A 23,706-nucleotide genomic window follows, 5' to 3' on the forward strand; every position below is an offset into this window, starting at 1 on the left:
TACGTTGAGCTAACCAGTACTAATGACCCGAGAGGCTTAACCTTACAACACCGAAGGTGTTTTAAAGACTCATAGAGAACGATGTTCAGCTTGTTCAGAGATTGGTTCTGGTGGTTGCGTGATGACGAGAAAGATAAAGTCACCATAGTAACGGCTGGAATGAAACAGAATTTGCCTGGCGGCGATAGCGCGGTGGTCCCACCTGACCCCATGCCGAACTCAGAAGTGAAACGCCGTAGCGCCGATGGTAGTGTGGGGCTTCCCCATGTGAGAGTAGGGAACTGCCAGGCATCAAACAAGTGGAAAGCCCCTGTCGAAAGACAGGGGCTTTTTGCTATGGGGAATTTTGGAGGTTATCTGCAACGATTTGCTCGCCGTTGTGGATCTATTGCGGTGTATCAGGTAGATAGCCGTAGCAAATACGGGACATAGGGCAGCTTTTTGGATGCAGAAACCTTCCTGCCTCACAGTTTGCGTTAGTTATGCGATAACGCGAACTTTGAGATCCATGATAATGGCGATGCTGGGGGAAGGCCTGCGTAGGACACGCAGGCAGAGTACTTCCGATTAGTGCAGTATTTGTGAGAGAAATGCCTGAGTACGTTCTGAACGAGGGTTGGAAAAGAAGATATCCGGCGGCGCTTGTTCCACGATCTCTCCCTGATCCATAAAGATCACCCGATCAGCGACAGTTTTTGCAAACCCCATTTCATGCGTGACGCAGAGCATCGTCATCCCGTCCTGCGCCAGCCCAAGCATAGTATCGAGTACCTCTTTTACCATTTCAGGATCCAGCGCAGACGTCGGTTCGTCAAACAGCATAATTTTGGGCTTCATACACAGTGAGCGTGCGATGGCCACGCGTTGCTGCTGGCCTCCAGATAGCTGCCCCGGAAATTTATGCGCATGGGCGGCGATACGCACGCGTTCCAGATAGTGCATTGCTAACTCTTCCGCTTCTTTCTTAGGTGTGTGGCGCACCCAGCATGGTGCCAGCGTGCAGTTCTGCAACACGGTTAAGTGCGGGAACAAATTGAAATGCTGGAAAACCATGCCGACTTCAGTACGAATTTTTTCGATGTTGCGTAAATCATTATTCACTTCAATACCATCAACGACAATCCGTCCTGCTTGATGTTCTTCAAGATGATTAATGCAGCGTATGGTGGTTGATTTCCCCGAGCCGGAAGGACCACACAGCACAATGCGTTCCCCCTGCCTGACCTGCAGATTGATGTCTTTAAGCACATGAAATTGCCCGTACCACTTATTCACATTCTCTAAGGTAATCATGTGATCGGTTGATTGAGTTAATGCAGTCTGATTCATGGATGGCCTCAGTGTGACTTGTGTCCGGTGTTAAAACGATTTTCCAGATGTTGGCTATAGCGCGACATGCTGAAACAGAAAATCCAATAGACCATGGCGGCGAAGACATAGCCTTCTGTCGACATCCCCAGCCAGGTGGGATCGACCGTTGCCTGTTGGATACTGCTGAATAGATCGAAAAGGCCGATGATGATCACCAGACTCGTGTCTTTAAAGAGAGAAATAATGGTATTCACCAGACCCGGGATAACCATTTTCAGTGCTTGCGGGAGGATGACCAGCACCTGCATACGCCAATAGCTTAAGCCCAGGGATTCAGCGGCTTCGTACTGTCCTTTAGGGAGCGCCTGCAAGCCACCGCGAACGACCTCGGCGACATAGGCGGACTGGAATAAGATAACGCCGACCAGCGCTCTTAGCAGTTTGTCGATCGTGGTGCCTTCCGTTAAAAACAGCGGCAGCATCACGGATGACATAAAAAGCACGGTGATGAGCGGTACGCCACGCCAAAATTCGATGAACACGACGGAAAGCATACGAACGATCGGCAGCGTGGAACGCCGCCCTAATGCGAGCAAGATGCCAAGTGGTAACGCACCCGCAATACCCACGGCGGCGATAATCAGCGTTAACGTGAGCCCGCCCCACTGATAGGTTTCCACTCGGCTGAGCCCGCCAAAACCGCCGTAAAGCAACCACCAGGCAATGAGCGGATACGCCACTGCCCAGACGGCAATATAGCGTCCGCGATAGGGGATACTTTTCAGGAACATCGGCAGGATACTCAGCAACCCGATAGCGAGTGCAAAGTTGATGCGCCAAACTTCCGCCGCTGGATACAGCCCATACATGAAATGCCCAAATCTGGCATGAATGAAGACCCAGCAGGCCCCCTCACGCGTACAGTCATTGCGAGTTGTACCAATCCAGTTAGCCTGAAAGATAGCCCAGTTGAGCAGCGGCGGTATGGCAACCCACAATAGCCAGAGGCAAAACAGTGTTAACAGGCTATTACTGATACTGGAGAAGAGATTACGCCGCGCCCACTGCATCGCTTTGAACAGAGGGGACTGACGGCCTTGCGTATAATGGTTCATCGTCATGGCGTCCTCTTAGCGTTCGACTAACGCGATCTTGCGGTTATACAGGTTCATCAGCAGCGAGATCAGCAGGCTGATAATGAGGTAGACCGACATGGTAATGGCGATAGTTTCGATAGCCTGACCGGTCTGATTCAGCACCGTTCCCGCGAACAGCGACACCATATCGGGATAGCCAATCGCGGCAGCCAGCGACGAGTTCTTCACAATATTGAGGTACTGGCTGGTCAGCGGTGGAATGATGACCCGCAGCGCCTGTGGGAGGATCACTTTGCGTAGCGTCACGGGGTTCGGTAAGCCGAGAGAGCGTGCCGCCTCGTGTTGACCGTGGGAAACCGATTGGATGCCTGAACGAATGATCTCGGCGATAAACGATGAAGTGTAGACCGAGAGTGCGACGGTTAACGCTGCCAGTTCGGGGATTAGCACCATGCCGCCACGGAAATTAAAGCCTTTTAATTCCGGCATATCCCAGTGGAAGGCCGGGCCGAAAATCAGGTGGCTGAGCGCACACAACCCAAGCAACAGGCCTAACGTCAGCGGCCAGGTTCTGCGTGGCTGACCGGTTAACGCATGATAGCGCTGGTTACGCCGGAAAACGCCCCATGTCACCACTAGCGTAATAATGAGAGAAAGAAAAAATGCCGCCGCACCCGGTCCCAATTCAGGAGAGGGTAGATAGAAACCACGATTGCTGAGAAAGGCGACATCAAACGCGCTAATTGACTGGCGTGGCCCCGGTAGATTTCGCAATACGGCAAAATACCAGAAGAAGATTTGCAATAGCGGCGGGATATTACGAAATATCTCGATGTAAACGTTAGATATTTTTCGTAGTAGCCAGTTGTCGGACAGTCGTGCCAGACCAACAGTGAAGCCGAGAATCGACGCAAACACGATACACAACGCCGAAACCAGAAGCGTATTGAATAGCCCAACAAGAAACACGCGGGCGTAGGTGTCGCCTTGTTGATAGTCAATCAGGTGCTGGACGATGCCAAAGCCGGCGCTTTTATTCAGGAAATCGAAGCCAGAGGTGATGCCCCTCTGTGCCAGATTGGTCACGGTGTTGTGCAACAGGTAGGCTGCGACAGCCAATACCGCGATAACAACGACAATTTGATATAGCCAGGCGCGCACCGCTGGATTAGTCAGTGATAAATCACCTTTTACGGTTGGGCGTTGTAGCATGCTGAAACCTCGAAACGGGGGTACTGAGGGGCGCAGCGATCCACTGCGCCCAGGTTTTTCTGATAATTAACGTACCGCTGGCGCGTACTGGATACCGCCTTTGTTCCACAGTTCGTTCAGGCCGCGCTTAATTTTCAACTCGCTGCCCATACCGACATTACGCTCGAAGATTTCGCCGTAGTTGCCGACCTGTTTGATGATTTTGAAGGCCCAATCGTTCGGTAATTTGAGATCTTTGCCGTAGCTGCCCTCGTGGCCCAGCAGGTGGGACATATCTGGCGTGGTGGGTTTTGCTGCCAGTTGGTCGACGTTTTTCGAGGTCACACCCATCTCTTCGGCGTTCAGCATGGCGAACAGCGTCCAGCGTACGATCGAGAACCACTCTTCATCACCACGGCGCACCACCGGGCCCAGCGGCTCCTTGGAAATCACCTCTGGCAGAACGATGAATTCAGCAGGTTTGCTCAGCTTGATACGCAATGCATACAACTGTGACTGATCTGATGCCAGCGTATCGCAGCGGCCAGACTCCAGCGCTTTGGCACTTTCATCAGAGCGGTCGAACGTGACGGGGGTGTACTGCATTTTATGGGTCTTGAAGTAGTCAGCGACGTTCAGTTCGGTATCGGTGCCGGCCTGAATACAGACGGTTGCGCCGTCCAGCTCTTTTGCACTGCTTAAGCCTGCTTTGTTGTGCGTCAGGAAGCCAATGCCGTCGTAGTAGGTGACGCCAGTAAAGAGCATGCCCATGCCGCCGTCGCGGGAGGAAGTCCAGGTCGTGTTGCGCGACAGCACGTCAACTTCGCCGGATTGCAACGCAGTGAAGCGTTCTTTTGCCGTCAGCGGCGTGTATTTAACTTTATTGGCGTCGCCGAATACGGCGGCAGCAAGGCCGCGGCACACGTCAACATCAATGCCGGAGTATTTGCCGCTAGCGTCCGCATAGGAAAAGCCGGGCAAACCATCACTGATACCGCATTGCACAAATCCTTTCTTCTGAATGGCGTCCAGCGTTGCACCTGCATGGGCTTGATTGATTGCGGCAAAGAGTGATGCGCCAGCAACCAGAGTAGAAATCACTATTCTTTTCATAATCATCCTAGCGTCTAGAGTTATCTGCTGTTGTTGCAGTACACAGTTGTGTTGCGGTGCACAATGAGGTGCACCATACCTGTCTGTCGGTATGCCGACGTGAGCAGAGCAAAGCAAATAAAATGCCAATTTTCTATTTGCTTGATAATGAAGACGAAAAGGAATGCTTATTGATCTAAGTAGGTAATTCTAATTAGGTATGCACGCACCGTGACAAATGCAAAGAGGCTGATGCGCCCTCTTTTAGTGCGTCAAAATGGAGATCGTGAGGCGTCTTCAGGTTTGCCTGTTGAGCAGGGAGAGTCCGGGAACGCGGTAATGTCATCAGCCCAGCGGATGGCGTGGGCTGATGCGGGAAGTGTTAGTGCGTGATGTGGCGCTGATAATACTTTTCGAGTTTCACCTGTAGCTGACTTAGCACGGTGCTAAACATCAGGTAAATCAGCGCAGCCTCGACATACAGAATCAGAGGTTCATAGGTCACGGAAACGATGCGCTGAGCGGATAAGAACATCTCCGGTACGGTAATGACAGCGGCCAGCGACGTATCCTTGATTAAGGAAATAAACGTATTGGAAAGCGGCGGCAGCGACACGAAAACGGATTGCGGGAAGATGACCCAGCGAATCGCCTGTCTGCCATTCATGCCGAGAGAATAGGCGGCATTCCATTGGCCTTTCGGGACAGACAAGATTGCCCCGCGTACGATCTCTGAGCTATAGGCACCCACGCTGACGGTGAAGCCAATGAGTGCGGCAGGAAACGCATCCAGAGTAATCCCCGCGCTGGGCAGCCCATAAAAAATCAGGAAAAGCTGCACCAGTAGCGGCGTGCCACGGATAACCCAAACGTAGAAATCACCCAGCCATTTCAGCGGCTTGGGGCCATAAAGGCGAACCAGCGCGATGAGAATGCCGAGGGCTAAGCCAAAGATGAAAGACAGAATCGCCAGAGGGACAGTGAATTTAAGTCCCGCAGAAAGCAGACTCCAGAAGGAGTCTGCCATGAGTTGTAGCCAAGGCGGCATGAAAACGAGCTCCGATAACGGTATGCGCTGATAACAGTGCGATTATTGAGAAACATCCTCCCCGAAGTATCGCACAGATATCGTTTTATAGGTGCCGTCTGCTTTAATTTCATCCAGAGCTTTATTCAATGCCTCCACCAGTGGTTCCTGATTTTTACGCACCAGAATCGCAGAAGGTTCACCGTCTTTTGAGGTCGCTGCAATCTTCACGTTGGCATCCGGTTTCTGCTTTTTGAAATCCAGGAATGACAGATTGTCGTTTAACGTGGCGTCGGCACGGCCGCTGAGCACCAGATCCAGAGACTGGTTAAAACCGTCCGTCGGCACAATGTCCGCACCGTAGCTGGTGGCTTGCTTAGAATAATTACTGGTCAGGCTCTGAGCCGCTTTTTTGCCTTTCAGATCGCTGAAATCTTTGAGGGTGGTGTTATCGCCACGGACAACCAGCACCGCCTTGGAATCGATATACGGCTTGGAGAAATCATACTTGGCCTGACGCTCTTTGGTTATGCCAACCTGATTGATGACCGCATCGTAGCGCTTGGCATCAATACCGGCGATTAAACCGTCCCAGCGGCCTTCAATGAACTGGGCTTTCACGCCGAGCTTCTCTGCTACCGCGCGGCCAATATCCACATCGAAACCAACCAGCTGGCCTGATTTATCATGATAGGTATAAGGCGCGTAGGTGCCTTCCGTGCCGATCTTGATAACCCCTGCGGACTTGATGGCGCTAAGGTCATCGGCATGAGCGAATACGCTGGTAGCAAGCAGGGCGCTGGTCAGTAAAGCAAAACGTATTTTTTTCATTATGAATTCCTGTGAGTGGTGTGCAGCGATGTGCTTATAACTTTTGTTAATAACGAATCTACGCGACAAAACATCTGTTTATAAATCACGTTGTGTGATTATTTATATCAGAAGTGAATATAGTACTCATGGCGTGTGCACTTTTGTCGCGAACCTTACTTTTGTAGTGAATATAGTGCGTCTAACACGTTTTAACCATGTTGAGTGAAAGAACGATAGAAAAAGTCTATTGCTGCCGGGAATGCTGTCCAACTGTCACAATGCACTTCTATTCTTAAAAGGACATCATTGCTTTTGCCACTATCTAGCAGGAGACAACAATGAAGATCCGCATCGCCAGCTATAATGTCGAGAACCTGTTCCACCGTACCGCGATTCTCAACCTCCCCGATTCCAAGCAGATTGACGCCTTGTTGCAGCAGGTCAGGCAGCTTCAGCACCTTCTCGAACAGCCCCAATACGATGATGCCCTAAAAGATCAGGTGTTCCGCCTGTCTATCGCACTGCGCCCTTATATTGATATCCGTACTGACGCGGGTACGCTGGGGCGATGGAAAAAAGAGGACGCCGGCACCGGATTTAGGATCAATAAAAGCTGCCGGGGACGCGGAGATTGGATCGGCGAAATCGTGTTTAAGGCGCAGGAGTTCAGCAGCCAGCAGCGTAAGAATACGGGCAAGATTATCACCCTGCTTAACGCCGACATTCTGTGCGCAGTTGAGGTCGAAAACATGGACGTCCTGCGTGATTTCAACAATCAGGTATTGGGGGAAAATAAATTCAGCCAGTTCGTGATGATCGACAGCCCGAACGATCCACGTGGCATTGATGTCGCCTGCCTGACGCGCTATCGGATTGCCCAGCTCCGCACGCATATTTTTGATGCCGGAAAGCGTTTCGATCCGGTATTTAGTCGTGATTGTCTCGAAGTGACGCTGGATGCCGGTCTCAAACAGCCGATTTATATTCTGTGTAACCATTTCAAAAGCCAGAGCGGTCAAACGGAAGAAGAGCGGCAGCGTGGAGCGGAGAAGCGTCGCGATCAGGCCGAACGCGTCGCGGAGATTGTGCAACAGACTTACGATCTCAAGAAGGATTACGTGGTCATTCTCGGCGATTTGAACGAGGATTCGTCAAACCCCTGGCACAGCTTGGCTCCGCTGTTTTCTCTGTCGGATTTACACCCGGTTATTGACCCTGAACACCCGGAAAAAGAGCGCTACACCTACTATTTCGCTGGAGGAAAGAAAGGTGCGCGGTTAAACCAACTGGACTACATTTTCTTATCTGCACCGCTGCATCAGGCGGTGGTGGAGTGGGGTGTCGAGCGTCGGGGCATTTATAATATCGACAAGATTGCCGCCAAAGAGGGCGCGGAACCCGTTACGCCGCTACCGGAAGTGACATCATGGGACACGGCTGCGTCCGACCATGCCGCGCTCTGGGTAGAAGTGGATATTACCTGATGGCCGCTTTATGGCTATCATGGTGCGAGAACACAGAGCAATCATAGCCTTATAAACAGAGGAAGATGATGAGCCATAAACAAGGATTAGAGCAATACCCAGACGCGCTACGCTGGTCATTTGGCGACAGCCCCGCGCTGGCAGATGAGCTTCTGCAACTGGTACTGGAAGGGCATAAAACCGCAACCTGTAGCTCGTATCACGCGTTTAAAAACGAGGAAACGCCACAGGTCGGCGATTACAACATCGTTCTGGACGGTGCCGGACAGCCCTCCTGCGTGATTCGGACGCGTTCGTTAACACTGGTGCGCTACTGCGACGTTACCGCTGAGATGGCGGCGAAAGAGGGCGAAGGAGATAAAAGCCTGGCTTTCTGGCGCGAAGGCCATCAGACGTTTTTCGAAAGAGAAGGCACCTTCGCCCCAGATATGCTGCTGGTGTTTGAAGAGTTTGAGCTGGTTGAGGTGTTTTGATGCTTACTTTTATTCAATAAATTGAGCACGAATGATAGGCCATGATACCGGAGCGGCTAATAATCAGAATATTTATAACAACAAGGGCATTGTGTGCAGGAGAATAAAAATAAAACTATCTGGTGCCGCGTTGGGATCATCGCGGTTTTGTTGCTAGTCAGCTTCTTCTTTCCATTCATGCTGTTGATTATTGGCTGGCTTATATGGACTATCTATGAAGACCTGAAGACACCCTCCATTATCCCCGCCCCTCCCATTCCTACTTGGCGTGATGCAAAGGCAGATGATAAGGACTGGCTCAGCAAATTCTGTTTAGGTTGTGAGTCTCCAGCGGAAGAGAGTTTTCTTCGCGTGATGGTAGGTGCGTTCAATCTGAAGCCTGACTGCGGTAAGTTAATCTCCCCAGAGTTAACACTGGAAATGCAGGTAAGTGCTGGCAACTACCGCTTTGATTTTCTGGCGAACGGTCGTCAGGTGATTGAGATAGACGGTGCGGCGTGGCACTCGTCCCCTGAGCAGATTGAGCGCGATCGTATTCGGGACGAATATTCGGTTGAACAGGGCTACAGAGTTTTACGCATTCCTGCGAAAGTGGTGTTTAACACACCAGATAAAGCTATTAAGCAGGTGAAAGCGGCTATCGCTGCAACGCCACACTATACTTTGCCTGCCAAACCACAGTTTGCAGCACCGAGAAAAAGTTTGGCTCAGCACCTCAGTACGTTTTCTGACAGGGTGATAGAGCTTGATCGGTATGTAGAAAGTGCAAGAGTGAAACAATTGGCTTTGGCTGATTTTAAATCTGCTATCAGTCTAGAAAAAATGTTACTTGAAGCTCTGGTTTCTGAAGTTGAGCGCGAGATGCGTATTGAAGCTATGCTTCCTCCAGCCCGAAGTAATTACGAAAGAATTAAGGCTAAATTCGAAGTACAAATGCAAAATGACGGCACGGTGAAACCATCTCGTGAAGAGATTTACCGCTGGAAAGAAATAGCACAACCTTCCCGAATTAATGATGTGGAAATTCAGGAGCAGATTGAAAAAGAGTATCAGAGTTATATGGATCAACGTAGTCTGCGACTTGCGCAACTGAGACAGAGGTGTATCGACGATCAGGATTTTGCACAGTTTTTTCGCCATAAAATTGAAGAAGTTAATTATCCTGAAGCAGAAATGGTTTTAAATACTGCAACCAAATTCTGACTGGTAAGAGGCAAGGGTTTGAGTTTATCTTCGCCCATAATTTATCTTTCTCCGTTGTTGGAATGAACATATAAAATGGGCAATTACACAATTTTAATTATAGTCACCGTAACAACGCTCAGTCTTTGGTCTGTTTGCGCTGGCGGCGTTTGATCTCACCTTGCATGGCAGAAACGATAAATTGCCCCGTACTTTCATCCGGTTCTTTTACTTTTTCCATTGCTTCAGAAATATCATGTTGCACTCTCGCCTCAAGCTTTCTTGATTTTGCATTTACTGCTTTCGTTGCCATGACTAAGGCTGTTGCTGCCTAAATAGAAGGCAAAGAAAAAGGCGCTTAACCCAAGAGGTAAAGCGCCTTTTTTCAAATGCTTAACTGATTAGTATCAGTTCATGCCGTATTTTTTCAATTTCTTACGCAGAGTACCGCGGTTGATGCCCATCATCAGGGCTGCGCGGGTTTGGTTACCGCGGGTGTATTGCATCACCATGTCCAACAGTGGCTGTTCAACTTCAGCCAATACCAGCTCATACAGGTCACTTACATCCTGACCGTTCAATTGAGCAAAATAGTTCTTCAGTGCCTGTTTAACCGAGTCGCGCAGGGGTTTTTGGGTTACCTGAGCCTGAGAGTTTACAGTGGAAACGGTCAGTACGTCAGAATTCACGCGTTGTTCGAACATAGTTCTGTCAGCTCTTTTTCTGTTTACGCAAGATTTTCAAAATATGCCTTCAACGCCTCCAGCTGCTCGCTGGCATCCTCAATGGCGTTGAATGTGCGCCTAAACTGGTCGTTTGGGGCATGCTCCTGGAGATACCAGGATACGTGCTTACGAGCGATACGAAATCCCTTGCCTGGACCATAAAAGTCGTGCAATTCCCGTATATGCTCGATCAACAAGCGCTTGACCTCTGCCAATGGCATCGGTGCCAGCAACTCCCCTGTGTCCAGATAATGCTGGATTTCCCGAAAGATCCAGGGTCTTCCCTGAGCGGCTCGTCCTATCATCAGGGCGTCAGCCCCGGTGTAGTCAAGAACCGCTCTGGCTTTATGCGGGTCTGTAATGTCGCCATTCGCAATAATAGGAATGGAAACGGCCTGCTTAACTGCCCGAATGCTGTCGTATTCCGCGAAACCATTGAACAGGCACGCACGGGTGCGTCCGTGAATGGTTAACGCCTGAATGCCACAGTCTTCAGCCAGTTTGGCAATTTCTACACAGTTGCGGTGCTCTGGTGCCCAACCGGTACGGATCTTCAGTGTTACCGGTACGTCTACCGCTTTCACTACCGAAGAGAGGATCTGTTTGACCAAATCCGGATACTGCAACAACGCAGATCCTGCCATCTTGCGGTTCACCTTCTTCGCCGGGCAGCCCATATTGATGTCGATGATCTGCGCGCCGGAATCAGCGTTGATTCTCGCTGCCGCCGCCATCTCATCGGGGTCACAACCGGCAATTTGCACGGCTCTGATACCCGGTTCATCGCTATGAACCATTCGCAAACGCGACTTGTCTGAACGCCACACTTCCGGGTTGGAAGAAAGCATTTCAGACACGGTCATTCCAGCGCCCATCGCATGACAGAGTGCTCTAAATGGGCGATCGCTAATACCAGCCATTGGGGCTGCTATCAAGCGATTACTAAGCTGAAATTGTCCAATGTGCATAGACAAAAATTGACCATACTGTGCCTGCAAGGGCGCGTATATTACGCATTTTTTACGTCAGATGAAAGGCCAAACTTTGACCAATTTACGGCTATCGATCAATGAAAATGCAGTTCGTAGAGGTATATGAAAATATTATTCATATTTAACAGTATGTTATGCTTCTGTGCTGGTTTTTTGAACGATAAAATATTCATCTGCTTACAGAATTTTATCTGCAAGCGCGGTCATTTTTGGTGGAGATACAGCAGCCTATCAAGGCTTTATCAGTGAAATGCGTTGGTTAATGTGGCAAAAAAGGGTACTGATTTACCTGAGGCTGGCCGACAGACGGTCTGACCAGCCTCGCGACGTGGCTTAATGGATGATGATTCGGCCATTAAGCGGCTGTATGGGGCGGTTATTCGCGTGATACATGACCGAGCGGAACTGGTTTATCTGATCGGTAGAGGCGGTGACGGGGTGATCCAGCACGAGCCAGCGAATGCCTTCTGAGCACGGTGGCGTGGTGAGCGACCCACTAAACCGATAGTAGTTTAATGATGTCGGTAACAAGGCCTGAATCGCGATTGGTGTGCGCACGTCCTCCGCCTGATTAACCTGAGCCGGAATCTGCTGCCATGTCGTGGCTAGCGGCAGGTTGGCTTCTCCTTCCTGAAACATCAACGCGATAACGGTAAGCGCGCCAGCCGCGTCTTTATAGACAAAATGGCCTTCTAGCGGAAACTGCTTACCGTCAATTTCATTCTCGCTCGGTGCGTGAAAGTGAAACTGCTGCAAGGTGAATGTCTCGTTATCCAATACCAGCGTATTCCCCGGGCCAACGTTAACCTGAACGGTATGCCCGTTGTTGATAATTTGCTGTGTCCCAGACTGGAAAGCTAACTGTAGAGGGGCGTGCTGGGCGTCCAGCGCTTGCCGGATATTAATGGGAGATTGGTTTTTACCGGTTTCACACAGCGAGAAGTCTGGGGACAGCTTTCCCCAGTGTGCGGGATCGCCGTTGCCTTCGTAGCCCCAGTGAACCGGATCGGCCGCCAAGGCGGAAAAGCTGGCGGATAGCATCAATACGACAGAGAGTTTACCTTTCATTTTTCATCCCTTGAAAATAATGATATGGCATCGTTGAGCGCCGGGCGCAGGTGACGTCCAGTCGCTTGCCGAGCTGAATAATACGCCTGTTTATGGGGATCAATCGTGAGATATAGCAGGAAGAAGTGTGCCCACCGTTGTACATACGGTGGGCGGGACTAGCGGGATAATGTTATTACGATGCGCGGCGTTGACCGGTAATGCGGCACCACTCTTCGCGTTCAGCCACTGGATCGAGTGTGAACTTGTCTGCGTACGCTTCTGCGACGCCGTCGGCCTGCGTCGCCAGCACGCCGGACAGGCCGAGGTGACCGCCTGCTTTTGGCAAATCGCTAATCAGCGGTGCCAGCTCGCGTAGCGGGCCAGCAAGGATGTTGGCGACGACGACATCGGCAGACAGGTCGGCAGGCTGGTCTTTCGGCAGATAAAGTTCAAGACGCTCGGAAACGCCGTTGCGCTGCGCGTTGTCGCGGCTGGCCTGAATCGCCTGCGGATCGATATCAATCCCGATAGCGCGTGCAGCACCCAGTTTCAGAGCGGCAATCGCCAGAATGCCGGAACCGCAGCCGAAATCGATGATGGTTTTCCCTTCCAGATCCAGCCCGTCGAGCCATTGCAGGCAGAGCGCGGTCGTTGGATGGGTACCGGTGCCAAATGCCAGGCCGGGATCGAGCATGACGTTGACGGCAGTCGGGTCAGGAATGTCACGCCAGCTCGGGCAAATCCACAGGCGTTTGCCGAACTGCATCGGGTGGAAGTTATCCATCCACTCGCGTTCCCAGTCTTTGTCTTCCAATTGTTCGATTTTGTGTTTAAAACCGACGCCCAGCAGCGGTTCTTGCTCCAGCATGGCGATAACGTCATTCATGTCGGTTTCGGCATCGTACAGCGCAATCGCGTCGGTATCGCCCCACAGGCGGGTTTCTCCCGGCAGCGGTTCGAACACGGGATTATCGTGCGTATCCTGAAACGTAACGGATACCGCACCGCTTTCTATCATGGCGTCACCCAGTTGTTCTGCAACATTTCCTGAGGTGTTTATTTTCAGTTGAATCCACGGCATAGCAGTCTCTATTACATTTAAAGTGAAGATGAAGCGGCAACCGGCGCTGGTGGATTATGACCAAAGCGGTTGCCAATAATAAACGCCATCAGGCTGAGTAACAGCGATGGCACAATTGGGTGATATCCAGCCAGCTGAAGATTGAAGCTAGCCAGTAAGGTATAGCAAATCGCCCCGGTGAACATGGCGCTAAGCGCGCCCGCGGCATTTGCGCGTTCCCAATACAGACCCAGTACCAGCGGCCACAGGAACACCGCTTCCAGTCCGCCAAACGCCAGCAGGTTCAGCCAGATGATCATATCCGGTGGCCGTAAGGAGGCCAGCAGCACCAGCAGGCCCAACAGCAGGGTGGTCATGCTGGACAGGATCTTGATGCGGCGTTCGTTATCGATCTGCTCTGGCCGCACGCTGAGATAGAGATCCTTGATGATCGTGGCGGAGGCCTGAAGCAAATGCGCATTAATGTTGGACATGATAGCGGCCATTGGCGCAGCGAGAAAGATCCCTGCGGCCAGCGGCGGTAGTACGGTGACCATCAGCGCGGGTAACACCTGATCGGGGATCGTCAGGTCTGGCATCACGGCGCGGCCCAGCGCACCAGCCAGATGCATGCCCAGCATCAGGATGCCGATGACGATTGTGCCGATAATAATCCCGCGGTGCAGCGCCTTGCTGTCGCGATAAGAGATGCAGCGAACAGCGGTGTTTGGCAGGCCGATGACGCCGAAGCAGACCAGCACCCAGAATGAGGCCATAAACGGCATCGACAGAATCCCGCCGCTGCCCTGCGGAGAGACCAGCATTGGGTCGATCTGTTGCAGCTTATCCACTGCGCTGTGCAGGCCGCCAGCGGCATAGATTACGCCGACCAACAGGATGACGGTGCCGATCAACATCACGATGCCCTGCATCGCATCATTCAGCACGCTGGCACGGAAGCCGCCAAACGTGGTGTACAACGCAATGGTGACGCCGAAAATCAGCAGGCCGATGTCGTAAGGAATGTTCGCTGCGGTTTCCAGCAGACGTGCGCCGCCGATGAATTGCACGGCCATCGCACCGATAAACGCGACCAGCAGGCTGATGCTGGCAAACCACACCAGCAGCGGACTGTTGTAGCGGGCGTACAGCATGTCATTCAGCGTGATGGCATTGTAGCGCCGCGCCAGAATGGCGAATTTTTTCCCCAGAATGCCCAGTGACAGCAGCATGGTGGGAAGCTGGATCATCGACAGCAGCACCCAGCCCAGCCCGTATTTATACGCGGCACCCGGCCCGCCGATAAACGAGCTGGCGCTGACGTAAGTACCGATGAGTGTCATCGCCAGGACAAACCCGCCCATTGAGCGGCCGCCAAGGAAATACTCGTTAAGAAAGTTACCCGCCTGACGGCGACGATACGCATAGACCGACAGCCCGAAGACCAGCAGCAGATAGCCAATCAGCGGCAATAAAATTTCAATTTGCATCGTCACTCTCCAGTGAGATATCGCGGAAAATGACGCGCACCATCAGCCAGCACAGCAGCGTAAACGCGAGCGGTAGCAGCAGGCAGGCCATCTCAAACCAGTGTGGAAGGCCGGTGATCCCTTGTGTGTTGTCAGGCAAATAGGCGGCAAGCACCCAGGCCACTAAATAAACCAGCGTCAGGCCAAAAGCCCAGCGGGCCTCTTTGTGCGCCTGAGGAAAGCGTGTATCCATGTTCTGCTCCACCGTGAATGGGAGAATGGGTATCGTTATGAACGTCGTGATGACGAAAGCGGGAATTTTACGGCATGTGGGCCAATTGACTAGTAAGAATTACGCCATCAGCGTAAAAGCCAGCCGTGGGGTACGCATTATTTGACGCGAGAACATTTTACTCCGAGCGCCAACAGGGAGTGAACATAACGGTTTTTTCAGAGTGAAAACGCGGAAAAGGAGCCGAACGGTTTAATGATTGTCACTTTTGCGTCATTAGTTGTCACCTTCGGATGAGCGTGCTCATGGCTCTCTGGATAACACTGGGGTTCCATTAAAAGGAGCCCGATCATGTTGAATAACCCTTCATCGAAATACAAAGCGTATCCACCGATTGGTCTAAAAGATCGGCAATGGCCTGACAAGGCATTAACTCAGCCGCCACGTTGGCTTTCCACCGATTTACGGGACGGTAATCAGGCGCTTGCTGAGCCGATGAATGAAATGCGTAAACTGAAATTTTGGGATCTGCTGATTGCCTGCGGATTCAGAGAGATTGAGGTCGCTTTTCCGTCTGCTTCCCAAACTGATTTTAATTTTGTTCGCTTATTGATCGAAGAAAAGCGTATTCCGCAGAATGTGACGATTCAGGTGTTAACGCAGGCGCGAGAAGATTTGATTACGCGTACCTTTGAATCGCTGAGTGGTGTACATCGCGCCACCATTCACTTATACAACGCGACTGCACCGGTTTTCAGGGAAGTGGTGTTCCGTCAGACACGCGATGAAATTATTCAGCTTGCGGTCAATGCGACGAAGCAGATCCGTCAGCAATGTGCTGGGGCGCAGGAGACTGACTGGATCTTTCAATATTCACCGGAAACGTTCTGCTTTACCGAGCCAGATTTCGCGCTTCAGATTTGCGAGGCCGTCGCCGATGTCTGGGAGCCTGATGCGTGCCGTCCCATGATCATCAACCTTCCCGCGACCGTTGAGGTCAACACGCCCAATGTGTATGCCGATCAGATAGAATATTTTTGCCGACATTTTTCCCGTAGAGATAAGGTCTGTATCAGTGTGCATCCGCATAATGACCGCGGTACAGGCATTGCCTGCGCTGAACTGGCTTTACTGGCTGGCGCTGAAAGAGTTGAGGGCTGCCTGTTTGGTAATGGAGAGCGTACCGGTAATGTCGATTTAGTGACGCTGGCGCTTAATCTTTACACGCAGGGAATCTCCCCTGAACTCGATTTCAGCCACATGAAGAAGGTGGTGGAAGTGGTTGAGGAGTGTAATCAACTCCCCGTCGCACCACGTCACCCTTATGCCGGAGAACTCGCTTTTACGGCTTTTTCCGGTTCGCATCAAGATGCGATTAAAAAAGGGTTTGCAGCACGACAGCGTTCGGCCTCGCCATTATGGGAAATTCCCTATCTTCCTCTCGATCCGGAAGACATCGGTTGCAATTATGAGGCCGTTATCCGCGTAAACAGCCAGTCAGGAAAAAGTGGTGCTGCCTGGCTGCTTGAGCAAAACCATGGCCTCATCTTACCTCGTCAACTTCAGAAGGCATTCAGTCTGCTGGTACAGAAAGCGTCTGAATCTGAGGGGAAAGAGATGTCGCAGATGGCTGTCTGGATGCTATTTCGTGAGGCTTACGGTTTAGTCGAATTACCGCTGATTCGGTTAACTAAATATACCTGCGATAATCAGCTTGGGCAGAACACAACGCTTTCAGCTGACATCATTTTCCGCGAGAAAAGACTGAATTTGAAGGGCGCAGGAAACGGTTTTCTCTCTGCGGGCATGACAGCTCTCTGCCGAGAGGTGAAAGCAGACCTTAATATTGTGAGCTATCAGGAACACACGTTAGGTCAGCGTAGTGACAGCCGTTCTGTGGCTTATGTGTGCTGTCAGAACCATGCGGGTGAATGTGCATGGGGTGTCAGCATTGACAGCGATGTTACCCGAGCCTCTTTGCAAGCGATGTTGAATGCCGCAGGGCGTTTGATTACGGGTTGAAGTAATTGCCGGGCGTCACGCCCATGACTCTGCGAAACATGGCACTGAAGGCTCCCGGGTTGGCATAGCCTAAATCCAGCGCCACTCGGGTGACTTGTTCGCCCTGTGCCAGACGCGTTAGCGCAATCAGCAAACGTGCACGACGAACCCACTCACTGAATTGCATACCGGTTTGCTGATAAAAATGTCGGCTGAGCGTTCTTACGCTGACGTTGATTTGCTCGGCCGCGTTGGCCACAGTCCAGGCCTCATAGGGGGCCTGACGGACGGCATTGCACAATAATTTCAGACGCTCAGAAATCGGCTCAGGAAGACAAAAAGGAAGCGTATTCATCAAACGTATTTCATCAAGGATAAGTTCATAAATACGTTCGGTCCGACTTCCTGGCTCATAATTAGCGGGAAGTTTCAGGACATCGATGATGAGTTCTCGTAATAAAGGTGTTATCCCCACGACCTGACAGATAACAGGGAGGTCTGCTCTGGCAAGCGGTTCGACAAAAAGTACTCTGGCCTTAACTTCACCCACAATATGTAAGGCATGTGGAATATCTGCGGGTATCCATACCCCACGCGAGGGTGGAACCACCCAGATTCCCTGTTGGGTTTCAACCCGAATAACCCCGCTAAGCGTATGAATCAACTGAGCGCAACTGTGAGTGTGCCAGCTTTCATAATCCCCGTGATTATAATTGTGTGCGTACGGAATTAATGGTCTGCACGAGAAATCAAAATCGGATTGTCTTGTCACTCTGCAACCACCATCTCATCCTAAAAAAGACGATATATCCTACCTCGTTTGCTTGTGCTAGTCAGCGCTTGCGAACGGCATGACGACTCGGAGGCATAAATAACAAAGGCCAGCATAAGCTGGCCTTTTGACTCGATTGCGCAGTATTTACTGCAAGCCGAGTTTCTTCTCCAGATAGTGGATGTTGGTGCCACCTCTCTGGAAGTTTTCATCGCTCATGATCTTCATCTGAAGTTCGATGTTGGTTTTGATGCCATCGATGATCAGTTCAGCCAGCGCGTTCTTCATACGGGAAATCGCGATTTCGCGCGTTTCGCCGTAGGTGATCAGCTTGCCGATCATGGAATCGTAATACGGCGGTACGGTATAACCGGCGTAAATATGCGATTCCCAACGGACACCAAAGCCGCCCGGCGCGTGGAAACGCGTGATTTTACCCGGGCTTGGCAGGAACGTGTTCGGGTCTTCCGCGTTGATACGGCATTCCACCGCATGGCCGCGAACCTTGACGTCTTTCTGCTTGATGGACAGTGGCAGACCGGCAGCGATGCGCAGCTGCTCTTTGATCAGATCCACGCCGGTAATCATTTCGGTTACCGGATGTTCCACCTGAATACGGGTGTTCATTTCAATGAAGTAGAACTCACCGTTTTCGTACAGGAACTCAAACGTACCCGCACCACGATAGTTAATATCGATACAGGCTTTGGCGCAGCGATCGCCGATATTGCGGCGCAGCTCGTCCGTGATGCCCGGTGCTGGCGCTTCTTCCACCACTTTTTGGTGGCGACGCTGCATGGAACAGTCACGCTCGGCCAGATAGACGGCGTGGCCCTGACCATCGGCCAGAATCTGAATTTCCACGTGACGTGGGTTTTCCAGATATTTTTCCATGTAGACCATGTCGTTGTTGAAAGCCGCTTTGGCTTCCGCACGGGTCATGTTGATGGATTGTTCCAGCTCTTTGTCGCTGCGCACGACGCGCATACCACGACCACCGCCGCCGCCAGAGGCTTTGATGATGACCGGATAGCCGATGCGTTTTGCATGAACGCGGTTAGCGTCCATGTCGTCGGTCAGAGGACCATCAGAACCGGGTACGGTTGGAACACCCGCTTTTTTCATGGCGGTGATGGCAGACACTTTGTCGCCCATCAGGCGAATGGTTTCTGCGCGTGGGCCGATGAAGATAAAGCCAGAGCGTTCAACCTGCTCGGCAAAATCCGCATTTTCGGACAGGAAGCCGTAGCCAGGGTGAATCGCGACGGCACCCGTGATTTCCGCAGCGGAAATAATCGCTGGGATATTCAGATAGCTTTTTGTTGACGGCGCCGGGCCGATACACACGGTTTCGTCCGCCAGCAATACGTGTTTCAAATCGCGATCCGCACTGGAGTGAACGGCAACGGTTTTGATGCCCAGTTCTTTACAGGCACGCAAAATACGCAGCGCAATCTCTCCGCGGTTAGCGATAACGATTTTATCTAGCATGATAAGCCTCGTTATTCGATGACAACCAGTGGCTCGTCAAATTCAACCGGCTGACCGCTTTCGACCAGGATGGCTTTAACCACGCCTGACTTGTCGGCTTCGATCTGGTTCATCATTTTCATGGCTTCGACGATGCACAGGGTATCGCCAACATTGACGTGCTGACCCACTTCCACGAAGGCTTTAGCATCCGGGCTTGGGGTGCGATAGAAGGTTCCAACCATTGGAGAACGAACGATGTGTCCACTGATGGCAGCCGGTGCTGCTGCAGCTTCCACTGGCGCTGGTGCAACGGCGGCTGCCAGTGCAGGCTGTGGCTGCATCATCGGCGTAGCGTAAGCCTGTTGCATCATCGGGTAGTTAACCGCTGCTGGGGCACGACTGATACGTACTGATTCTTCACCTTCAGAAATTTCCAGTTCGGCGATGCCGGACTCTTCAACCAGTTCGATCAGTTTTTTGATTTTACGAATATCCATGGATGTGGTTCCGTACTCTTTTGTTTAATTGGAAGTTGACAGGCGTTTTACCGCCGTCTGTAAAGCATACTGATAACCATCTGCCCCCAGGCCACATATCACGCCCACCGCAACATCAGAAAGGTAGGAATGATGACGAAAAGGCTCACGTGCGTGCACGTTGGACAGATGAATTTCGATAAACGGAATCGCGACAGCCAGCAAGGCATCACGCAGCGCAACGCTGGTGTGGGTAAATGCCGCCGGGTTAATCAGAATGAAGTCGGTGTTTCCTCTGGCCTGATGGATGGTATCGATCAGGACATGTTCCGCATTGGATTGCAGATGGGAAAACTCCACGTTCAATGCCTGCGCCTGTGTTTCCAGCTCGCTGACAATGTCTGCTAACGTCGTCTTACCGTATTTGTCGGGCTCTCGGGTTCCTAGCAGATTCAGGTTTGGACCGTTCAAGAGCAAAATGTGAAACTTTTCTGCCATTGTGCTGCTATCTCCCGCGATTGACTTGGTGTCGCACAAAATAGCGCGAAGCTATTCGTTTGTCACCTTTCGTGACGCAAATTGTCCGGCCCGAGAAATTAAAGTCGTGCATTATAACCATATCGTGGCAATTCGCAGCTAAATACTGGTCTTATCTGCGGAGATATTCCTGCGCCAGACCGTGAGAAGGCGTGAATCTCACTGCGGTCCGTCACCGGCTTTTCCCGTGTCGCTGCGGCGTTTAGCGCCACCATTGGCGAAATTTCTTATAACGAAACAGCAGCAATATCAGCGCCGCGAGCGCATACAAAATAGGCTGCGGTGAGAGCGTTTTAACTGACCAAAGATAGTGGATAGGCGCAAGGATGGCGACTAAATAGACGAAATTATGCAGTTTTTGCCATTGCGATCCCAACTTGCGCATCATTATCTGTGGTGATGTCACCGCCAGCGCCAGCAAAATCAACCAGCTTATGATTCCCAACGTTAAATACGGTCGGGATATCAGCTCTTTGCCCAGAAGCGCCAGATGATCCAGACCCAGCTCCAGCAGCGCATAGCTCACCAGATGTAACGTCGCCCAGAAAAAGCACCACAGCCCGAGGAGGCGTCGGCAGCGAATAAGCAGCGGCTGTTTGCCGTAGCGCGCTAATGGTGTAACTAGCAGCGTCGCCAGCAGCAATTTCAGCGCCATTCTTCCGGTAAAGTGCTGGATATCTTTGGCCGGGTCGGCACTGAACCACCCTTGGTCAACGGACAATATCAGCCACAGCAGCGGCAGAAAACCAGCCAGATGGAGTAGCACTTTTAACCGGGTAATGTGTTGTAACGTCAGTCTCATGCTGATGTGGATTCCTATCCTGACAAGGTGTTATTGGCTAGATGTTTTGTGTTATTAGCTAGATGTTTTGTGTTGTTAACTAAAAATTGTCGCGCAGATTCAGACCGCGATACAGCGAGGCGACCTGATCGGCATAGCCGTTGAACAACAGCGTGGGTTGGCGCTCAACGTTAAGTAGCCCGCCGGAACCAATGACGCGTTCTGTCGCTTGCGACCAGCGCGGGTGATCCACATGCGGGTTAACGTTGGCATAGAAGCCATACTCATCCGGTGCCGCCAGATTCCATGTGCACGGGGGCTGTTCGCGAGTAAGCCGGATATGCACGATAGATTTGATGTTCTTGAAGCCGTATTTCCAGGGCGTGACTAAGCGGATGGGCGCACCGTTCTGTGGCGGCAATGTCTTGCCGTAAACGCCGACGGCCAGCAGCGCCAACGGGTTCATGGCTTCATCCAGCCGTAGCCCTTCTACATAGGGGTAATCCAGTCCGCCGCCCATGAAGCGATCTTTTTGTCCCGGCATCTGTTCCGGGTCGTAAAGCGTCTGAAACGCTACGTAGCGGGCATTGCTGGTGGGTTCGGCGTATTTAATCAGCTTGGCTAACTCAAACCCGACCCACGGAATCACCATTGACCACGCCTCAACACAGCGGAAGCGATAGATGCGCTCTTCCAGCGGAAAGCGTTTGAGCAAATCGTCGATATCCAGCGTGAGGGGTTTGGCGACATCGCCGTCTATTTTGACGGTCCAGCCTTCGGTTTTTAGCCCGCCAGCATTGGCTGCCGGATCGGCTTTATCCAACCCGAATTCATAGAAGTTGTTATATCCCGTGACCTTATCTTCCGGCGTGAGCGGCAGATCGAGTTTCCAGTCGGCAGGTTGGCTAAATGTGAGCGGTTTACCCGGCGGCGCTTTCGGTTTATCACCGCCTTTAAACCAAGCCAACAGGTCAGCCTGTGCGGAAAATGGCAGCGAGAGCGCCGCAGCGGAAATACCCAGCGCTTTTAAGACGCGCCGACGCTGATAGAAGAGGGATTCCGGGGTAACGTCGGCTTCCGTGAACTTGCGATGTTTTTGCATGTGAACTCCCGCCAGTCATTATTATTGTTGACGCAAAGTGGCGTTTTTAATGCTTACCGTTCACTTAGTTATAGATTAATTGCGGTAGAAACCGCGACAGAAGAGATGAAATAATTTTTTGCAGGGTGTAACAGCGTTCGAGATTACTGATAATGCGTTGAGCGATGATAATGGATAGATCGTAAAGACGCTGTATATACATCCATGTACGCTCGAGCCGCGTAGATATGAATCTCATCCCTGAGATTCACCCTTTCAGGGCCGTCGCAAGCGACGTTCAAAGGCGCTCCTGACACCTTTGTCCCTGTCGCGGACGCTTTACTCTTCTATTCCATTATCACCGTTTTCGTTCCGCAAATTAATACGTCAACAAAAGACGTTAGCTGATTTTCACCAGCGTGCGGCCAGTGACTTTGTTTTCCAGTAGTGCGGCAGCGACAGCAGGGACATCTTCCAACCCGATTTCCTGTGTCACCTGCTGATAGAACGACTCAGGCAGAATGGTAGCCAGACGCTCCCATGCCTGCTGACGACGATCCAGCGGTGCCATCACGGAATCCACGCCTTGCAGGCGAACATTACGTAAAATAAATGGCATCACGGTAGTTGGCAGCGCAACACCACCAGCCAGGCCGCATGCGGCGACTGTCGCGTTGTAATCCATCTGCGCCAGCAGCGTCGCCAGTACGTTATCGCCGACAGTATCCACCGCGCCAGCCCAACGTTGTTTCTCCAGCGGACGAGGGCTTCCGCTGAATTCGCTGCGATCCAACACCTGTTTGGCGCCCAGTTTCTTCAGGTAATCGGTGTTGTCAGCACGGCCGCTGACGGCAGTGACCTGATAACCTAGCTCTGCAAGCAGGGCGACAGCTGTGCTGCCGACGCCGCCGCTGGCACCCGTCACAATAATGTCGCCGCTTTCCGGGGTGATCCCCCCGTCTTCCAGCGCCATCACGCACAGCATCGCGGTAAAGCCTGCTGTGCCAAGAATCATGGCCTTACGCGCATCCAGCGACGCGGGCAGTGGCACCAGCCAATCGCTCTTCACGCGCGCCTGTTGCGCCAATCCGCCCCAGTGGTTTTCACCCACGCCCCAACCGGTCAGGATAACAGGCTGGCCGACGCTAAACCGATCGCTGTCGCTGTGGCGTACGGTTCCTGCGAAGTCGATTCCAGGAACCATCGGGAAGTTACGGATAATTTTGCCTTTGCCGGTAATGGCAAGCGCATCTTTATAGTTAATGCCGGACCAGTTGATATCGACAGTTACATCCCCGGTGGGAAGCTGCTCGGCGTCAATCTCGCGAATCTGAGCGTGGGTCAGTCCGTCTGACTGTTCAAGAACTAAAGCCTGCATGGGCTATCT

24 protein-coding genes and 1 rRNA gene are annotated in these 23,706 nt (G+C 51.8%); 5 read left to right on the forward strand and 20 right to left on the reverse strand.

Annotated elements, in window-relative coordinates:
* Window positions 1-174: 174 nt before the first annotated feature.
* A 5S ribosomal RNA gene (rrf, locus tag ACIPUG_RS17900) occupies window positions 175-290 on the forward strand.
* A 277-nt stretch (window positions 291-567) separates the two neighbouring features.
* Here rrf and ACIPUG_RS17905 read toward each other — a convergent pair.
* The 6 genes from ACIPUG_RS17905 to ACIPUG_RS17930 all read right to left on the reverse strand — a co-directional run bounded on the left by ACIPUG_RS17905 (window position 568) and on the right by ACIPUG_RS17930 (window position 6,549).
* Window positions 568-1,329, reverse strand: a complete 762-nt coding sequence (locus tag ACIPUG_RS17905; protein WP_039462574.1) for an amino acid ABC transporter ATP-binding protein — start codon at window positions 1,327-1,329, stop codon at window positions 568-570.
* Between the two features lie 8 nt (window positions 1,330-1,337).
* A complete protein-coding gene (locus tag ACIPUG_RS17910; protein WP_320696918.1) occupies window positions 1,338-2,432 on the reverse strand; it encodes an amino acid ABC transporter permease in 1,095 nt (364 codons plus the stop codon).
* A 9-nt stretch (window positions 2,433-2,441) separates the two neighbouring features.
* Window positions 2,442-3,620, reverse strand: coding sequence for an amino acid ABC transporter permease (locus tag ACIPUG_RS17915; RefSeq protein ID WP_040034145.1), 1,179 nt, complete (start codon window positions 3,618-3,620; stop codon window positions 2,442-2,444).
* Window positions 3,621-3,686: 66 nt separating this feature from the next.
* Window positions 3,687-4,712, reverse strand: coding sequence for an amino acid ABC transporter substrate-binding protein (locus ACIPUG_RS17920; RefSeq protein ID WP_039278959.1), 1,026 nt, complete (start codon window positions 4,710-4,712; stop codon window positions 3,687-3,689).
* A gap of 361 nt (window positions 4,713-5,073) precedes the next feature.
* Window positions 5,074-5,739 carry an amino acid ABC transporter permease gene (locus ACIPUG_RS17925; protein ID WP_014913817.1) on the reverse strand — a complete coding sequence of 222 codons (666 nt, stop codon included), beginning with the start codon at window positions 5,737-5,739 and terminating at the stop codon, window positions 5,074-5,076.
* A 42-nt stretch (window positions 5,740-5,781) separates the two neighbouring features.
* A complete protein-coding gene (locus ACIPUG_RS17930; protein ID WP_039278965.1) occupies window positions 5,782-6,549 on the reverse strand; it encodes an amino acid ABC transporter substrate-binding protein in 768 nt (255 codons plus the stop codon).
* Window positions 6,550-6,869: 320 nt separating this feature from the next.
* Here ACIPUG_RS17930 and ACIPUG_RS17935 point away from each other — a divergent pair, with 320 nt between their 5' ends.
* The 3 genes from ACIPUG_RS17935 (at window position 6,870) to ACIPUG_RS17945 (ending at window position 9,691) form a co-directional block, all read left to right on the forward strand.
* On the forward strand, window positions 6,870-8,015 hold the full coding sequence (locus ACIPUG_RS17935; protein ID WP_400339551.1) for an endonuclease/exonuclease/phosphatase family protein: 1,146 nt from the start codon (window positions 6,870-6,872) through the stop codon (window positions 8,013-8,015).
* Window positions 8,016-8,083: 68 nt separating this feature from the next.
* Window positions 8,084-8,488, forward strand: a complete 405-nt coding sequence (locus ACIPUG_RS17940; RefSeq protein WP_400339553.1) for an ASCH domain-containing protein — start codon at window positions 8,084-8,086, stop codon at window positions 8,486-8,488.
* A gap of 93 nt (window positions 8,489-8,581) precedes the next feature.
* Window positions 8,582-9,691 (forward strand): endonuclease domain-containing protein, encoded by a 1,110-nt coding sequence (locus ACIPUG_RS17945; RefSeq protein ID WP_400339556.1) that lies wholly within the window; start codon window positions 8,582-8,584, stop codon window positions 9,689-9,691.
* Window positions 9,692-9,809: 118 nt separating this feature from the next.
* Here the strand turns inward: ACIPUG_RS17945 and ACIPUG_RS17950 are convergent, their stop codons facing one another.
* The 7 genes from ACIPUG_RS17950 to ACIPUG_RS17980 form a co-directional block, all read right to left on the reverse strand.
* Complete coding sequence (locus tag ACIPUG_RS17950) at window positions 9,810-9,983, reverse strand: YlcI/YnfO family protein (RefSeq protein WP_400339559.1); 174 nt, start codon at window positions 9,981-9,983, stop codon at window positions 9,810-9,812.
* A 94-nt stretch (window positions 9,984-10,077) separates the two neighbouring features.
* Window positions 10,078-10,374, reverse strand: a complete 297-nt coding sequence (gene fis, locus ACIPUG_RS17955; RefSeq protein WP_005975342.1) for a DNA-binding transcriptional regulator Fis — start codon at window positions 10,372-10,374, stop codon at window positions 10,078-10,080.
* A 23-nt stretch (window positions 10,375-10,397) separates the two neighbouring features.
* Entirely contained in the window at window positions 10,398-11,363 is a 966-nt protein-coding gene (gene dusB / locus ACIPUG_RS17960) for a tRNA dihydrouridine synthase DusB (protein WP_010681537.1), read from the reverse strand.
* 357 nt (window positions 11,364-11,720) lie between these two features.
* Window positions 11,721-12,455, reverse strand: a complete 735-nt coding sequence (locus ACIPUG_RS17965) for a carbonic anhydrase (RefSeq protein ID WP_400339561.1) — start codon at window positions 12,453-12,455, stop codon at window positions 11,721-11,723.
* A gap of 175 nt (window positions 12,456-12,630) precedes the next feature.
* Window positions 12,631-13,518, reverse strand: a complete 888-nt coding sequence (prmA, locus tag ACIPUG_RS17970; protein ID WP_400339563.1) for a 50S ribosomal protein L11 methyltransferase — start codon at window positions 13,516-13,518, stop codon at window positions 12,631-12,633.
* Window positions 13,519-13,535: 17 nt separating this feature from the next.
* The gene (gene panF / locus ACIPUG_RS17975) at window positions 13,536-14,987 is read right to left on the reverse strand and encodes a sodium/pantothenate symporter (RefSeq protein ID WP_400339565.1); all 1,452 of its coding nucleotides are present in this window, start codon (window positions 14,985-14,987) and stop codon (window positions 13,536-13,538) included.
* Window positions 14,977-15,219 (reverse strand): YhdT family protein, encoded by a 243-nt coding sequence (locus tag ACIPUG_RS17980; protein ID WP_400339568.1) that lies wholly within the window; start codon window positions 15,217-15,219, stop codon window positions 14,977-14,979. The genes panF and ACIPUG_RS17980 overlap by 11 nt, the downstream gene beginning before the upstream one ends.
* 330 nt (window positions 15,220-15,549) lie before the next feature.
* On the opposite strand from ACIPUG_RS17980, the gene leuA reads away from it, so the two are divergent.
* Window positions 15,550-17,220: a 2-isopropylmalate synthase gene (gene leuA / locus ACIPUG_RS17985; RefSeq protein ID WP_400339571.1), complete on the forward strand. Its 1,671-nt coding sequence runs from the start codon at window positions 15,550-15,552 to the stop codon at window positions 17,218-17,220.
* On the opposite strand, the gene ACIPUG_RS17990 is transcribed toward leuA, so the two are convergent.
* The 7 genes from ACIPUG_RS17990 to ACIPUG_RS18020 form a co-directional block, all read right to left on the reverse strand.
* Window positions 17,210-17,971 carry a helix-turn-helix domain-containing protein gene (locus tag ACIPUG_RS17990; protein ID WP_039279012.1) on the reverse strand — a complete coding sequence of 254 codons (762 nt, stop codon included), beginning with the start codon at window positions 17,969-17,971 and terminating at the stop codon, window positions 17,210-17,212. The genes leuA and ACIPUG_RS17990 overlap by 11 nt on opposite strands.
* A gap of 147 nt (window positions 17,972-18,118) precedes the next feature.
* Entirely contained in the window at window positions 18,119-19,462 is a 1,344-nt protein-coding gene (gene accC / locus ACIPUG_RS17995; protein ID WP_012772968.1) for an acetyl-CoA carboxylase biotin carboxylase subunit, read from the reverse strand.
* A gap of 11 nt (window positions 19,463-19,473) precedes the next feature.
* Window positions 19,474-19,941, reverse strand: a complete 468-nt coding sequence (gene accB / locus ACIPUG_RS18000) for an acetyl-CoA carboxylase biotin carboxyl carrier protein (RefSeq protein WP_010681551.1) — start codon at window positions 19,939-19,941, stop codon at window positions 19,474-19,476.
* 24 nt (window positions 19,942-19,965) lie between these two features.
* On the reverse strand, window positions 19,966-20,418 hold the full coding sequence (aroQ, locus tag ACIPUG_RS18005; protein WP_010681552.1) for a type II 3-dehydroquinate dehydratase: 453 nt from the start codon (window positions 20,416-20,418) through the stop codon (window positions 19,966-19,968).
* A 241-nt stretch (window positions 20,419-20,659) separates the two neighbouring features.
* Window positions 20,660-21,259: a protein-methionine-sulfoxide reductase heme-binding subunit MsrQ gene (gene msrQ / locus ACIPUG_RS18010; protein WP_014913834.1), complete on the reverse strand. Its 600-nt coding sequence runs from the start codon at window positions 21,257-21,259 to the stop codon at window positions 20,660-20,662.
* A 79-nt stretch (window positions 21,260-21,338) separates the two neighbouring features.
* Entirely contained in the window at window positions 21,339-22,340 is a 1,002-nt protein-coding gene (gene msrP, locus ACIPUG_RS18015; protein ID WP_039462605.1) for a protein-methionine-sulfoxide reductase catalytic subunit MsrP, read from the reverse strand.
* Between the two features lie 379 nt (window positions 22,341-22,719).
* Window positions 22,720-23,697: an MDR family oxidoreductase gene (locus tag ACIPUG_RS18020; protein ID WP_039462606.1), complete on the reverse strand. Its 978-nt coding sequence runs from the start codon at window positions 23,695-23,697 to the stop codon at window positions 22,720-22,722.
* Window positions 23,698-23,706: the final 9 nt, after the last annotated feature.

The sequence above is a fragment of the Pectobacterium sp. CHL-2024 genome (assembly GCF_044751765.1).
GTDB lineage: Bacteria > Pseudomonadota > Gammaproteobacteria > Enterobacterales > Enterobacteriaceae > Pectobacterium > Pectobacterium brasiliense.

Excerpts from the sequence above, each read along its gene's own strand:
- ACIPUG_RS17950 (WP_400339559.1), bottom strand. The coding sequence starts at position 9,983 with ATGGCAACGAAAGCAGTAAATGCAAAATCAAGAAAGCTTGAGGCGAGA.
- msrP (WP_039462605.1), bottom strand. The coding sequence starts at position 22,340 with ATGCAAAAACATCGCAAGTTCACGGAAGCCGACGTTACCCCGGAATCC.
- ACIPUG_RS17915 (WP_040034145.1), bottom strand. The coding sequence starts at position 3,620 with ATGCTACAACGCCCAACCGTAAAAGGTGATTTATCACTGACTAATCCA.
- prmA (WP_400339563.1), bottom strand. The coding sequence starts at position 13,518 with ATGCCGTGGATTCAACTGAAAATAAACACCTCAGGAAATGTTGCAGAA.
- ACIPUG_RS17980 (WP_400339568.1), bottom strand. The coding sequence starts at position 15,219 with ATGGATACACGCTTTCCTCAGGCGCACAAAGAGGCCCGCTGGGCTTTT.
- ACIPUG_RS17920 (WP_039278959.1), bottom strand. The coding sequence starts at position 4,712 with ATGAAAAGAATAGTGATTTCTACTCTGGTTGCTGGCGCATCACTCTTT.
- dusB (WP_010681537.1), bottom strand. The coding sequence starts at position 11,363 with ATGCACATTGGACAATTTCAGCTTAGTAATCGCTTGATAGCAGCCCCA.
- aroQ (WP_010681552.1), bottom strand. The coding sequence starts at position 20,418 with ATGGCAGAAAAGTTTCACATTTTGCTCTTGAACGGTCCAAACCTGAAT.
- accC (WP_012772968.1), bottom strand. The coding sequence starts at position 19,462 with ATGCTAGATAAAATCGTTATCGCTAACCGCGGAGAGATTGCGCTGCGT.
- panF (WP_400339565.1), bottom strand. The coding sequence starts at position 14,987 with ATGCAAATTGAAATTTTATTGCCGCTGATTGGCTATCTGCTGCTGGTC.
- ACIPUG_RS17905 (WP_039462574.1), bottom strand. The coding sequence starts at position 1,329 with ATGAATCAGACTGCATTAACTCAATCAACCGATCACATGATTACCTTA.
- leuA (WP_400339571.1), top strand. The coding sequence starts at position 15,550 with ATGTTGAATAACCCTTCATCGAAATACAAAGCGTATCCACCGATTGGT.
- ACIPUG_RS17940 (WP_400339553.1), top strand. The coding sequence starts at position 8,084 with ATGAGCCATAAACAAGGATTAGAGCAATACCCAGACGCGCTACGCTGG.
- fis (WP_005975342.1), bottom strand. The coding sequence starts at position 10,374 with ATGTTCGAACAACGCGTGAATTCTGACGTACTGACCGTTTCCACTGTA.
- ACIPUG_RS17965 (WP_400339561.1), bottom strand. The coding sequence starts at position 12,455 with ATGAAAGGTAAACTCTCTGTCGTATTGATGCTATCCGCCAGCTTTTCC.
- ACIPUG_RS17925 (WP_014913817.1), bottom strand. The coding sequence starts at position 5,739 with ATGCCGCCTTGGCTACAACTCATGGCAGACTCCTTCTGGAGTCTGCTT.
- ACIPUG_RS17910 (WP_320696918.1), bottom strand. The coding sequence starts at position 2,432 with ATGACGATGAACCATTATACGCAAGGCCGTCAGTCCCCTCTGTTCAAA.
- msrQ (WP_014913834.1), bottom strand. The coding sequence starts at position 21,259 with ATGAGACTGACGTTACAACACATTACCCGGTTAAAAGTGCTACTCCAT.
- ACIPUG_RS17930 (WP_039278965.1), bottom strand. The coding sequence starts at position 6,549 with ATGAAAAAAATACGTTTTGCTTTACTGACCAGCGCCCTGCTTGCTACC.
- ACIPUG_RS18020 (WP_039462606.1), bottom strand. The coding sequence starts at position 23,697 with ATGCAGGCTTTAGTTCTTGAACAGTCAGACGGACTGACCCACGCTCAG.
- accB (WP_010681551.1), bottom strand. The coding sequence starts at position 19,941 with ATGGATATTCGTAAAATCAAAAAACTGATCGAACTGGTTGAAGAGTCC.
- ACIPUG_RS17935 (WP_400339551.1), top strand. The coding sequence starts at position 6,870 with ATGAAGATCCGCATCGCCAGCTATAATGTCGAGAACCTGTTCCACCGT.